Genomic DNA, 12072 nt, shown 5'->3' on the forward strand with positions numbered 1-12072 from the left:
GATCAAGTGGTGGGTGTCGGGATTGCTCGCAGCGTCGAAGCCAAGGAGGTTCTCGAGCACCTGCTCTGGCGAGTACACAACATGATTGCTAGCGGCGTGAGACTTGCTGGATCGGTCGTAGAGGGGGCTTCCGGTCCATTGAGCAGCCCAGTCAGGATGACCCACTCGGGCGATGCACCCGACGAAGCCTCGATCTGCACCTGCAAACTCGCCACCCGGGAAAAGCTAGGACGGTCTTCCGACGACATCTGTGTACTTGTTGCTTCTGCTGGCGAAGGCTTCGCGGGTCCCCTCCAAGACATCGATAGCGGATTGACCAATCTCTAGTTCAGCGAGCGAGCCACATCGGTAATGGAACTGCCCGTCAAAGGTCGCCACAATGATCTGGTCGGCGTCACCAACAACGGCGAAGTTGGGATTGTGCGTCACTGCGATGATCTGTCGCCTCCGAACGGCCTCCTGCAGAGCTGGGACGAGGACGTTTCGAACGGTCTGATTGTCGAGATTCTCCTCTGGCTGATCGAGCAATAGCGGACGCTCCGACTTGTCGACGAGGAGGTAGAACAGCAGCAGAACTAGCCCACGCTGGCCTGGTGAGAGCTCTGAGAGTTCTGCGCCATCCGAGCGGATGATGTACTGGCTCTGGAGCCACTCAAGGCCGTAGATGGCGCTCAAGAGGTCTGCAGGCGTATGACCGCTGCGCATGATTGAGTCCAAGGACCGCGATGCGCCGTCTGCTCTGCCGCCTTCGCGACCCAGACGGTCGACCAGCGCCGTTAGCGCTACCCAGAGTTCCTCAGCCTCGTTGAGGCTGACATGTCCGAGGAGCAAGCTGTCTCGGTCCGGCGCGTTCATGTCGGGGAGCTGTCCGAGCCTCTGGCGATTCACCATGTCTGACCATCGGTTGGCGAAGTCGCGGACCCTGAACTCGACGTCGAACGCTAGCCGGGCCTCCTTGGCCAGATCATTGTTCTCCACGAACTCGGTCGCAGGCTGGTATGCCGCTCGCTGGAGTTCCATTACAGAGGTAAGCGCCTCGTGAACGTCCTGGAAGGCTTCGCGCAACTCCATAGTGGCTCCGGCAATGGCTTCGGGAATGCCCGCTAGTTCGATCTCCAGCGCGGATATCCCTCTGATGCTCTCCGGATCGCCCGGCTCACCCGTCAGCCCTTGCTGTTGGGCGCGCAAGTCCGACTGGCGTGTCAACAATGCCTGGGCTTCCTCGTTCAAGGACTGAAGCCCCAGCTGCTTCTCGACCACACCCTTGGATGCAACCGCGAGTTGATCGTCCAGGCCTCCCGACTCAGTCTGGGTGCGCTCCAAACCTTCAATCTCTTCTGCCCGTGCGGCGATCCATGCCGTAACGGCCGAGTCCTCGTAGGAAATTTCGAGGAGGGACTCCGAGGCGGCTCCGATCCGGGCCCCGACGTCGTCCGCCGCCGCTCGCGCGTCCGCTATGGCTGATTGCAACCGAACTCGGAGCTCGGACACTGCGGTCATGGTTGCGCGGACTTCGTCGCTGTGACGGTGAATTTCCTCAATAGCGTCGACCACGGTTTGCCTGTTCTCGCGCGCGGCCCGGAGATCGGCGGCCTGCTGTTGCTGTTCGGCATTGCCGCCCGACTCGATCTCTGTCGTGACTTCCTCAAGCGCAGCCAAAACCTCTGCGAGCTGTGCTTCCAAATCTCGGCGGCGCCTAGGAAGGTCGAGCAATTCAAGTTCGACGCGTCTATGACGCAGTGCAGAGAGGGCCTCCGCGCTACGAGTGATCCTCGCGCGTGCCTCGGCCAAGGCAGTCCGGAAGGAGGTCCCTTTTTCCTGTAGCAATTGCCGGAGGCTAGTGGCCGAACCTCGGTCCGCGTCTTCGATGTGACGGAAAACGACTCTCTCGATCTCGCCTTCAAAGTCTTGCTTTGTCGAACTGTTCGGGTCAGCTGAACAGACCTTCTCGATGAGAGACTGCGGCAGATAGTCAACGCGGATGGCAGAGGCGGGAGCGAAGTCATCGTTCAGACCCGAGGACGAGGTCGACCCATCCGCCCACTGAACCTCGGAACGGTAGGCGCTCGCCACTGAGCGCTGAGCCCCGAAGCGCTTGCTGTTTAGGAAGGAGAAGTCCTCGTGACGGTCGCTGTTTGACGCCAGGGCAATGCTGTCCAGAAGGGCGGACTTGCCTTGTCCCTTGTTGCCGATGACAACGACGAAGCCCGGATTCATCTCGAGGTCGGAGTCGAACAGCCGCGTCTCGGCCTGGTCGTCAACCGGCCGTAGGCGAACCTGCGTGATGACCGAGCGGGGCGAGTGAGCGACGCGGGTAAGGACGTCGGGGCGTTCCGCAGTTGTCACCCTGTGGTCGTACTCCTGGAGCGCCTGCCGCAGGCCCTTGAAGGACGGATCGGCATTTACCCACGTGAAGCAGTTCCCCAGCCTCGTGTGAGAATCGGACTCTGCCCACGTGTGAGCGTCGCTGCAGTCCAAGAGATGGTGGCGGACGGTCGCCGCCCGGAGCGATTCGAGAGACTTTACGAATGCCTCTCTAGTCTTCGCTGCTGTGAAGACCGCCTGCACGCTGTTGATGATTGTCTTCTTTTGCGCGATGGACCCGACACTCCACTTGATCGTGTCCCACTCAACCTTTCCCAACGCAAGCATGACGTGCTCGCGGAGGTAGGAGTTGTCCGCGATGCCCTTGCGGAGCAGCTCGAAGTTCACGTTGAGGTTGTTGAAGCCAACTTCAAGCGGAGACTTGTGTGCGAAGTCTCCCTTCTTGTCGTCAGGAGTTGACTCGATGATCCTCTGGCCGAGGCGGTCCATTGAGGCTCGTGTCGGTACCTCATTCCAGTCCACCGGCTCTAGGTCCGGGGTCAACTGGTATCGGCATCGCATGATCGATCCGAGCTGTTGGGCCAGGTCATCGATTGCTTCGCTTGGGTCCAGGATGAGATGGACGTTGATTCGCTTCAGACTGCCTTCGCTACCGCTGAAGGTGTCACAGCGAACTTCAATGACTGGGAAGATCTCGTCAATGTTCGCCAGGCGGCCTTCCTCTTTGGCGGCCCGGACCTTGTTATATCCGTCGAGGAACCAGTAGTCGTTGATCCCGAGGACCCGCATGTCCTGAGGCAGGGCCTCCAACTCATTGATGAACCGGGGCCAGCGGTCTGCTTCGGCACCCTTATAGTCCTGCACGATGGAGTCGGGAGTATGAACGTGTAGGTCCCACATCCGCCACTCGGAGCCGCGTGGATATGCGCTCAATGCCTGTCCCTCCCCCGTGCGGAGCCTGCCGAGTCCTCAGGTTATGCCCGGCCGTTCCTAGGTAACGGGATTTCGGGCATGCACCCCCACGCCCATACAGACAGGCAGGCTCGTGGTGCGACCTTGGAGATCCCGGGCATTGGGAGGGAGCGCGTCTTACTGGGCGGTAGGACGCTGGTCCGCCGGGTCCGTTGTGCCTGAACTGATATCGCGTTCACGCAGGTCAGCGTGGGTGCGGCGGGACTGTCGGTGGCTGGTGCTTGAGTGGGTGCATGCTGATCGAGACGGACCTCGCGGGTGGTCCGGTTCGGGTGGATGACCTGGACCGGGACTCGGTGCTGTGGTTCGCCGAGCAGGCCAAGGCACGTGAGGCCGCGGCGGCGTTGGCGGTGCTGCACGCGACGATCCGCTGGTGCGAGACCAACACCGTCGAGGACCCGAAGTGGGCGGCGGGGTTCGGGGAGGTCGGCGGCGACCTGGACTGCCCGGAGAAGATCGGTGGCGACGGGCGACCGATGGTCGCGGCGTTCTCCGCCGAACCCCTCGCCGCGGCGATGGAGATCTCCACGACCGCCGCCCTGACGTTGATGGCTGACGCGCTGGAGCTGGCGCACCGGCTGCCGCGGGTGATGGCCCGCGTCGAGGCCCTCGAGGTGCCGGTGTGGCGCGCCCGCAGCATCGCCCAGGCCACCTCGTCGCTCTCCCCCGAGGCGGCTGCCTACGTCGACGCCGAGATCGCCGCCCGTGCGCACCGGGTCGGGCCCGTGGTGCTGGCCCGGCTCGTCGAGACCGCCCGGGCCCGCTACGACACCGACGCCCATCAAGAGGCCGAAGAGTCCGCGCGGGAGACGTGGGACGTGACGCTGACCCACGGCGACGGCCGCGACCAACGGTGGTTGGGGACCTCGTGGATGCAGATCACCGGCGACACCGCCACCCTGGCCGACCTCCACGACCTCGTCGGTCGGATCGCCCACGACCTGCTCGCCACCCACCCCGACCTGTCACTGGCGCGGCGTCGGGTGCTGGCGCTGCAGGTCATCGTCGACCGCGCCCGCGCCCACGGCGACACCCCCGCACCCGGGCGTCCGTACAAGGCCTACGTGCACCTCACCGCAACCCCCGACGGCGACATCACGCCGCTGGGACGAGTGGAGGACCACGGCCCCGCGACCAGCGCAATGATCCGCGACTGGCTCACCGGCGCCCGGGTCACGGTGACCCCGGTCCTCGACCCCGACCGCGGCGACCCCGTCGATGCCCACGACCCGCCGCAGTGGATGCACGAGCTGGTCATCCAGCGCGACCAGCACTGCGTCTTCCCCGACTGCCGCCGCCCAGCCAGGCGCTGCGACCTCGACCACATCGACCCCTACGACCCCCACGGACCACCCGGCCAGACCCACCCAGGCAACCTCGCCCCCTTGTGCAGACGACATCACCGGGCCAAGACCACCACCGACCCCACCAAGCAGTGGCGCTACCGACGCATGGACCACGGCCACTACACCTGGACCGGACCCCAGGACCAACGACTCGTCGTCGTCCCCGGCATCGGGACCTACTCGCCCCTCTGAAGCCAGAGGGGAGGGCTACTGACGACCCATCATCCCGGCCTGCGACACCCCGGCGCGCGTGCCTGCCTCGGCCTTCGCGACGCTGCTCAACCAGCCCGACGTCGACGCGTTCGCCGTCGAGCTCCACGAGTGCATCGCCGCGTCGTCGGCGGCGTACCAGGGCACGTAGCGGTCGCCCACCCGCACCTGGCGCACGTCGGGCGCCTCGCCGTCGTCGAGGCGCACCGCGTCGTTGCGACAGACCTCCACCTCGCGCTCGGTGCCGTGCGGGGGAGTCCACGACACCGTCGTCACCGCCGGGCCGTGCTGGGGGTTGAAGAAGCACGGCCCGCGACGCTCCGGCAACGGCTCGTCGGCCCGCAGCGCCAGCACCGCCGCCCGCGCGTAGCGGCCCTTGTTCAACAGCTCCTCGACCGAGCCGACCTCCTGCACCGTCGACGCCCCCTCCAGCGCCGCGGCGGCCGCCGCGTACGCATCGAGCGCCTCCTGGTGGAAGTCGCGCACCTCGTGGCTGTGCGAGCCCTCGAGGTCGACGTCGAGCTCGGCGACCTGCTCCCCGAGCACCGTCACGTCCTCGCGCGCCAACCGCCTGGCCGAGCGGAACTCCTCGGCCGCCTGCAGCTCCCGCTCACGACGATCCCGACGGGCTCCCCACGGTGTCCTCATGACTCTTCTTTACCCTGCGCCCCCGATCTCATGCACCCCGGGCCACCGGCCAGCAGACCAGCGTGCGCCACTGCTGCGGGTCCGGCTCGGCCTCCGGGTCGCTCAGGTAGGACTCCCACGGCGGCCCTGCCGGCACCATGCCCTGCTCGCCCATCCACGACTCCATCGCGGCGTACGTCTCGACGACCTTGTCGTAGGGGCCCGTGTGCAGCGCCTGCGCCACCTCGCCGCCCGGCAGCAGCCGGTCGTGCACCCCCTCCGCCTCGCCCGTGCCGCCCGTGGCCCCCGTCGCCGCCGAGACCGGGAAGCCCGCCTCGACCTCCACCGTCTCGCCCGGCATCGACGGGAACAGCCCGAACGGTGGGCCGACCAGGTCGACCCCCGCCGCCGCGGCCGCCGCCGGCACCGCCGAGAAGGCCCGCCCGAAGAGGCTCGGCAGGTCGGGCGGTGCGACGTCGCCGTGCACGGCGAGCGCGGGCTGCGGCGCCAGGGTGACGATCTCGACCGGTGAGGTGACCATGCTCCACCCTGCGCCTCCGGATCTCCCAAGACAACCAACCGGCGCCACCGCGCGTCGTACGCTGCACACTCCCGTCTCGAGAAGGCTCCCCCCCATGCCCCGTCGCACCGCGCTGCTCGCGCTCCCGCTGGCCGCGCTCCTGGCTACCGCCCCCACCACCCTCACCAGCACCGCCTCCGCCGCCCCCGAGCGCGACGAGCGAGCCGCCGACGTGGTGCTCGAGGGCCGCGGGTTCGGCCACGGCAAGGGCCTCTCGCAGTACGGCGCCCGGGCCGCGGCCGCGCAGGGCCGCACCCACCAGGAGATCCTCGACTTCTACTACCCGGGCACCCAGCGCGGCGCCGTCGACGGCGACGTCGAGGTGCTCATCAGTGCCGACACCACCACCGACGTCAAGGTCCGCCCCGCCCGCGGCCTGCGGGTGCGCAGCGTCGGCACCGGCCGCAGCCGCTGGCTCGCCCGTCTCGCCCCCGACGCCCGCGCCTGGCGGATCACCTCGGCCACCCGAGGACGCAGCAACGTCGAGGCCAAGGTCAAGGGCGGCTGGAGCCGCGTGCGCACCCTCGCCGGTGACGCCGAGCTGCTCGCCAAGGAGCCGCTCGCCCTGCTCCTGCCCCGCGGCGCCCGGGCCACCTACCGCGGCGCGCTGCGCTCGGCCTCCACCGGCGCCGGCCGCGACCGCGACACCGTCAACGTCGTCGACTTCGAGGACTACCTGCGCGGCGTCGTGCCCGGCGAGGTCCCCGCCCTCTGGCCCACCGAGGCCGTGCGCGCCCAAGCCGTCGCCGCCCGCACCTACGCGGCGTACGAGCGCGACCACGCGCCCGCCGCCCGTCACTACGAGCTCTGCGACACCTCCGCCTGCCAGGTCTACCGCGGCGTCGACGCCGAGCACCCCGGCTCCGACGCCGCCGTGGCCGCCACCGTCGGCGTCGTCGTGACCGCCGACGGCGCCCCCGCCTTCACCCAGTTCTCCGCCAGCAACGGCGGCTGGACCCGGGCCGGCTCCTTCCCCTACCTCCAGGCCGTCGAGGACCCCTGGGACACCGCCCCCGAGGCCCAGAACCCGTACGCGCAGTGGAGCAGGACCCTCACGCCAGCCGCCCTCGAGAAGGTCTGGCCCGGCTCCGGCAGCTTCGTCTCCCTCGAGGTCGTCGCCCGCGACGGCAACGGCGCCTGGGGCGGGCGCGTGGTGCGCGTCGAGGTGACCTTCACCGGCGCCATTCGGACCGCGACCGGCGACCAGTTCCGCAGCTGGCTGGGGCTGCGCTCCGACTGGTTCCGCCCGCAGCCCTAGGGGCGGGCTCCTAGACGACGCCGACCGTGACCCGGCCGGCCTCGACGTGCCAGCGCTGGTCGAGGCGCACCCCGGCCAGCAGCCGCCGGTCGTGCGAGACCAGCAGCAGCGCCCCGTCGTACGACGCCAGCGCCTGCTCGAGCTGCTCGATCGCCGGCAGGTCGAGGTGGTTGGTGGGCTCGTCGAGCACCAGCAGGTTGACCCCGCGCGCCTGCAGCAGCGCCATCGCCGCGCGGGTGCGCTCGCCGGGGGAGAGGCGGCCGACCACGGCGCCCACCTGGTCGGCCTTGAGGCCGAACTTCGCCAGCAGCGTGCGCACCTCGGCCTGGGTCATCTCGGGCACCGCCCGCTCGAACGCCTCACCGAGCGCCAGGTCGTGGTCGAGCCCGGTGCGGGCCTGGTCGATGACCCCCACGGCCACCGACGCCCCCAGCGACGCCGACCCGCTGTCGGGCTCGGCCCAGCCCAGCAGCAGCCCCAGCAGCGTGGTCTTGCCGGCGCCGTTGGGCCCGGTCACGCCGATCCGGTCGCCCGCCTCGACCTGAAGCGAGACCGGCCCGAGCGTGAAGCCGCCCAGGTGACGCGTCGCCTCGTTGAGCGTCGCCACCACCGCGCTCGAGCGCGGCGCCGCCGCGATGTCGAACTGCAGGCGCCACTCCTTGCGCGGCTCCTCGACCTCGTCGAGCCGCGCGATGCGCGACTCCATCTGCCGCACCTTCTGCGCCTGCTTCTCCGAGGACTCCGTGGCCGCCTTGCGCCGGATCTTGTCGTTGTCGGGGCTCTTCTTCATCGCGTTGCGCACCCCCTGCGAGCTCCACTCGCGCTGGGTGCGCGCCCGCGCCACCAGGTCGGCCCGGGTGCCGGCGTACTGCTCGTAGGCCTCGCGGGCGTGGCGCCGGGCCACCTCGCGCTCCTCGAGGAACGCCTCGTAGCCGCCGTCGTAGACGCTGACCTGGCCCTGGGCCAGGTCGAGCTCGACCACCCGGGTCACGCACCGGGCCAGGAACTCGCGGTCGTGCGAGACCAGCACCACCCCGCCCCGCAGCCCCTGCACGAAGGCCTCGAGCCGGGCCAGCCCGTCGAGGTCGAGGTCGTTGGTCGGCTCGTCGAGCAGCACCACGTCGAAGCGGCTCAGCAGCAGCGCCGCCAGCGCCGCGCGCGCCGCCTGCCCGCCCGACAGCGCGGTCATCGGCGTGGCGGTGTCGACGTCGAGGCCGAGGTCGGCCAGCACCGGGCCGAGCCGGTCCTCCAGGTCGGGGGCGCCGCTGCCCAGCCAGCGGTCGAAGGCCACGCCGTACGCGTCGTCGGCGCCGGGCTCGCCCGAGCCGAGCGCGCCGGCGGTGCCCTCCATCTCGGCGGTGGCCTCGGCCGCGCCCGTACGCCGCGCGACGTACTGCGCCACCGTCTCGCCCGGCACCCGCTCGTGCTCCTGCGGCAACCAGCCCACGAAGGCGTCCCTCGGCGCGCAGGCGACGCTGCCGGCGAGCGGCGTCGTGGCGCCGGCCAGCAGCCGCAGCAGCGTGGACTTGCCGGCACCGTTGGCGCCGACCACCCCGACCACGTCGCCGGGGGCGACGGTCAGGTCGAGCCCCTCGAAGAGCACCCGGTGGCCGTGGCCGCCGGACAGGTCCTTGGCGACGAGGGTGGCGCTCACGGGCCGAGCGTAGGCCATCGCCGTCGAACTACAGATCTGTAGTTCCGCGCCGTCGATTGCACACCGCTGTGGCCCGTGGTGCGATGGGGGCTGGTGTGGTCACTCCAGCCACATCCTTCCCCCTCGTCGGTGTCTTCCGGGAGCCCTTCATGCGCGCTGCGCCGCTCTGCCTGCGGGCAGCGCTGCTGCCCGCGCTCGCCCTCGCCCTGGTGTCGGTCGGCGCGCCGCCGGCCGTGGCCGCGAAGGACTCCTGGAAGGTGCCCGCGAAGGCGAGCATCACCGTGCGCGGCCACGGCTTCGGGCACGGGCACGGCATGTCGCAGCACGGCGCCGAGGGCGCGGCACGACGCGGGCTGAGCGCCTCGAAGATCCTGGACTTCTACTACCCGGGCACCACCGCAGGGAAGCGCGGCGGACGGGTCAGCGTGCTGATCTCGGCCGACACCACCGACGACCTCGTGGTCCGCAGCCGCGACGGGCTGCGCGTGCGCGACCTCGGCTCCGGCGCCACCACCCGGCTGCCGACGAAGATCGGCGGCCGGACCCCGGCGCTGTGGCGGGTGCGGCAGAACCACCGCGACCGCACCCGCGTCTCGTGGCGCACCTCCGCCGGCGGCAAGGGCTCCTGGACCAAGTGGCGCGACCTCAAGGGCCCCGGCGAGCTCAGCGCCGGCAACGCGCCGGTCACCCTGGTCACCCCCTCCGGCGACCGTGCCTACCGCGGCCGGCTGCGCGCGCTGCCGCCCAGCGCCGGCTCGAAGGCCCGCGACACCGTCAACAAGCTGCGCCTCGACGACTACCTGCGCGGCGTCGTGCCGCTCGAGATCCCCGCGTCGTGGAGCCCGGCCGCCGTGCGCGCCCAGGCGGTCGCCGCCCGCAGCTACGCCGTCTTCGAGCGGCGCACCCCGCGCGCCGCGCACTACCAGCTCTGCGACACCTCCTCCTGCCAGGTCTACGGCGGGGTGCGCGCCGAGCAGCCGGGCTCCGACGCCGCCGTGCGCGCCACCGCCAAGCAGGTGCGCCTCGCCGACGGCCAGGCCGCCTTCACCCAGTTCTCCTCCAGCAGCGGCGGCTGGACCGCCGCCGGCTCGCGGTCCTACCTGCGCGCCAAGCCCGACCCGTACGACGACTGGGCCGGCAACCCGCACCACGACTGGTCGGTGACCCTCACCGACGCGCGCCTCGAGAGCGCGTTCCCCGCCGTCGGCGACCTGCGCTCGATCAAGGTCCTCGACCGCGACGGCAACGGCCAGTGGGGCGGGCGGGTGCGCTCGGTGCGCCTGGCCGGCACCCGCGGCACGGTCACGGTGAGCGGTGACGCCCTGCGCTTCGGGCTGGGGCTGAAGTCGCCGTGGGTGACGTTCCGGGTGCGCTCGCGCTGAGCGCGGCCCGCGGCACGACCGACCGCACGACCAGGCCCACCAGCAGCGCCCAGAAGGCCGCCCCCACGCCCAGCACCGTGACGCCGCTGGCGGCCACCACCAGGCAGGCCACCGCCGCCACCCGCTCGGCCGGGTCGGCCAGGGCGTCGGCCAGCGACACGGCCAGGGTGCCCAGCAGGGCCAGCCCGGCGGCGGCCTGCACCACCCCGTCGGGCGCGGCGGTGACCAGCGCGGTCAGGCCGGCCGCGGCGACGGCCAGCACCAGGTAGGTCACCGCGGCCCCGACCGCGCCCCGCCACCGCTGCGACCGGTCGGCGCCGCCCTCGGGCCCGGCCACCATCGCCGCGGTGATCGCGGCGAGGTTGACCGCGTGCCCGCCCAGCGGCGCGGCCAGGGCGGTGCCGAGGCCGGTGACCACCATCGTCTCGCGCCACGGCACGCGGTAGCCGTTGCCGGCCATCACCGCGACGCCCGGCACGTTCTGCGAGGCCATCGTGACCACGTAGAGCGGCAGCGCGATGCCGACCAGCGCGGGCACGCTCCACGTCGGGGTGGTCCAGGCCAGCGCGGGCGTCGCGTCGGCCAGGGCGACCTCGCCCGCGGTCTCGACCAGCACCACGACCAGCGCCACCACCAGCGAGGCCGGCACCGCCCACCGCGGGAAGAGCCGCTGCCCGACCAGCCAGGCCAGCACCACCGGGCCGACGAGCAGCGGCGCGGCGGCCACGCCCAGCACCGGCTCGAGGCAGATCGGCAGCAGCACCCCGGCCAGCATCGCCCGGGCCAGGCTCGGCGGGATCCGTGCCACCAGGTCGCCCAGGGCCGGCACCAGCCCGGTCAGCGCGATCAGCGCCGCGGTGGCCAGGAACGCCCCCACCGCCGCCGACCAGCCGCCGGCGACGGCGCCGGTCGAGACCAGCAGCGCCGCCCCGGGCGTCGACCAGGCCAGCGAGAGCGGGGTGCGGTGGCGCACCGCCAGCCACGCCATGCCCAGCGCCTGGGCCACGCACAGCGCCAGCAGCCCCGACGCCGCCTGGGCCGGGGTCGCGCCCACCGCGGCCAGGCCGGCCAGCACGACCACGAAGGAGCTGCTGAAGCCGACGACGGCCGCGACCACGCCGGCCACGACGGGGGAGTGGTCCTGGGACATGCCGTGCCTCCCGGGGAGTACCGTTCTGTTTGTGGAACGATCCTACGACGCCGGCGCCTCGGCCGGGGCCCGCATCCGCCAGCTGCGCAGCGAGCGCGGGCTCTCGCTGAGCGCCCTGGCCGCCGCGGCCGGCATCGGCAAGGGCACCCTCTCCGAGCTCGAGGGCGGCCGGCGCAACCCCACGCTCGAGACGCTGTACGCCGTCGCCGGCCCGCTCGGCGTACCCCTCGCGGCCCTGCTCGAGGACCACGACGGCGCGACCGCCAGCGACGAGGCGCTCACCGCCCGCCGGCTGCACGTGGCGACCGAGGACGGCACCACCACCGAGGTCTACCTGGTGCAGGTCGCGCCCGGGCGCACCCGGCGCTCCCCGGCGCACGCGCACGGCGCCCACGAGCAGCTCGTGGTGCTCACCGGGCGCTGCCGCCTCGACGTCGACGGGGCCGTCGTCGAGCTGGGGCCGGGCGAGCACCACGCCTGGGCCGCCGACGTGCCGCACTCCTACACCGCTGGCCCCGCGGGGTTCAGCGGCGTCGACGTGATCCGCACGCCGGACTGAGGGCCGGCT

Annotated in this window: 9 protein-coding genes; 4 read left to right on the plus strand and 5 right to left on the minus strand. The window is 71.2% G+C overall.

All coding sequences use genetic code 11. The features are described 5' to 3' along the window. Window positions 1-225: 225 nt before the first annotated feature. A complete protein-coding gene (locus tag ABKW28_RS01000) occupies window positions 226-3258 on the minus strand; it encodes a TrlF family AAA-like ATPase (protein WP_348605726.1) in 3033 nt (1010 codons plus the stop codon). A 272-nt stretch (window positions 3259-3530) separates the two neighbouring features. Here ABKW28_RS01000 and ABKW28_RS01005 point away from each other — a divergent pair, with 272 nt between their 5' ends. Beyond that, window positions 3531-4835 carry a DUF222 domain-containing protein gene (locus ABKW28_RS01005; protein ID WP_348605728.1) on the plus strand — a complete coding sequence of 435 codons (1305 nt, stop codon included), beginning with the start codon at window positions 3531-3533 and terminating at the stop codon, window positions 4833-4835. Window positions 4836-4850: 15 nt separating this feature from the next. On the opposite strand, the gene ABKW28_RS01010 is transcribed toward ABKW28_RS01005, so the two are convergent. Both ABKW28_RS01010 and ABKW28_RS01015 read right to left on the minus strand, forming a co-directional pair. Continuing rightward, window positions 4851-5501 (minus strand): hypothetical protein, encoded by a 651-nt coding sequence (locus tag ABKW28_RS01010; RefSeq protein WP_348605730.1) that lies wholly within the window; start codon window positions 5499-5501, stop codon window positions 4851-4853. A gap of 28 nt (window positions 5502-5529) precedes the next feature. Next, window positions 5530-6021: a GyrI-like domain-containing protein gene (locus ABKW28_RS01015; RefSeq protein ID WP_348605732.1), complete on the minus strand. Its 492-nt coding sequence runs from the start codon at window positions 6019-6021 to the stop codon at window positions 5530-5532. Between the two features lie 94 nt (window positions 6022-6115). Here ABKW28_RS01015 and ABKW28_RS01020 point away from each other — a divergent pair, with 94 nt between their 5' ends. Continuing rightward, window positions 6116-7318 carry a SpoIID/LytB domain-containing protein gene (locus ABKW28_RS01020; protein ID WP_348605734.1) on the plus strand — a complete coding sequence of 401 codons (1203 nt, stop codon included), beginning with the start codon at window positions 6116-6118 and terminating at the stop codon, window positions 7316-7318. Between the two features lie 10 nt (window positions 7319-7328). On the opposite strand, the gene ABKW28_RS01025 is transcribed toward ABKW28_RS01020, so the two are convergent. Next, entirely contained in the window at window positions 7329-8972 is a 1644-nt protein-coding gene (locus ABKW28_RS01025; protein WP_348605736.1) for an ABC-F family ATP-binding cassette domain-containing protein, read from the minus strand. 149 nt (window positions 8973-9121) lie between these two features. Here ABKW28_RS01025 and ABKW28_RS01030 point away from each other — a divergent pair, with 149 nt between their 5' ends. Continuing rightward, complete coding sequence (locus ABKW28_RS01030) at window positions 9122-10354, plus strand: SpoIID/LytB domain-containing protein (RefSeq protein WP_348605741.1); 1233 nt, start codon at window positions 9122-9124, stop codon at window positions 10352-10354. Here the strand turns inward: ABKW28_RS01030 and ABKW28_RS01035 are convergent. Next, window positions 10275-11504, minus strand: a complete 1230-nt coding sequence (locus tag ABKW28_RS01035) for a benzoate/H(+) symporter BenE family transporter (RefSeq protein WP_348605742.1) — start codon at window positions 11502-11504, stop codon at window positions 10275-10277. The two genes, ABKW28_RS01030 and ABKW28_RS01035, sit on opposite strands and share 80 nt — an antisense overlap. Before the next feature lie 31 nt (window positions 11505-11535). Here ABKW28_RS01035 and ABKW28_RS01040 point away from each other — a divergent pair, with 31 nt between their 5' ends. Then, window positions 11536-12063, plus strand: coding sequence for a helix-turn-helix domain-containing protein (locus tag ABKW28_RS01040; RefSeq protein ID WP_348605743.1), 528 nt, complete (start codon window positions 11536-11538; stop codon window positions 12061-12063). Window positions 12064-12072 lie beyond the last annotated feature (9 nt).

Origin of the sequence: Nocardioides sp. 31GB23, assembly GCF_040012395.1 — a bacterium.
Lineage (GTDB): Bacteria > Actinomycetota > Actinomycetes > Propionibacteriales > Nocardioidaceae > Nocardioides > Nocardioides salarius.

What these genes read in the sequence shown, in the direction of transcription:
- ABKW28_RS01005 (WP_348605728.1), top strand. Translation starts at nt 3,531, where the DNA reads ATGCTGATCGAGACGGACCTCGCGGGTGGTCCGGTTCGGGTGGATGAC.
- ABKW28_RS01010 (WP_348605730.1), bottom strand. Translation starts at nt 5,501, where the DNA reads ATGAGGACACCGTGGGGAGCCCGTCGGGATCGTCGTGAGCGGGAGCTG.
- ABKW28_RS01015 (WP_348605732.1), bottom strand. Translation starts at nt 6,021, where the DNA reads ATGGTCACCTCACCGGTCGAGATCGTCACCCTGGCGCCGCAGCCCGCG.
- ABKW28_RS01020 (WP_348605734.1), top strand. Translation starts at nt 6,116, where the DNA reads ATGCCCCGTCGCACCGCGCTGCTCGCGCTCCCGCTGGCCGCGCTCCTG.
- ABKW28_RS01030 (WP_348605741.1), top strand. Translation starts at nt 9,122, where the DNA reads ATGCGCGCTGCGCCGCTCTGCCTGCGGGCAGCGCTGCTGCCCGCGCTC.
- ABKW28_RS01035 (WP_348605742.1), bottom strand. Translation starts at nt 11,504, where the DNA reads ATGTCCCAGGACCACTCCCCCGTCGTGGCCGGCGTGGTCGCGGCCGTC.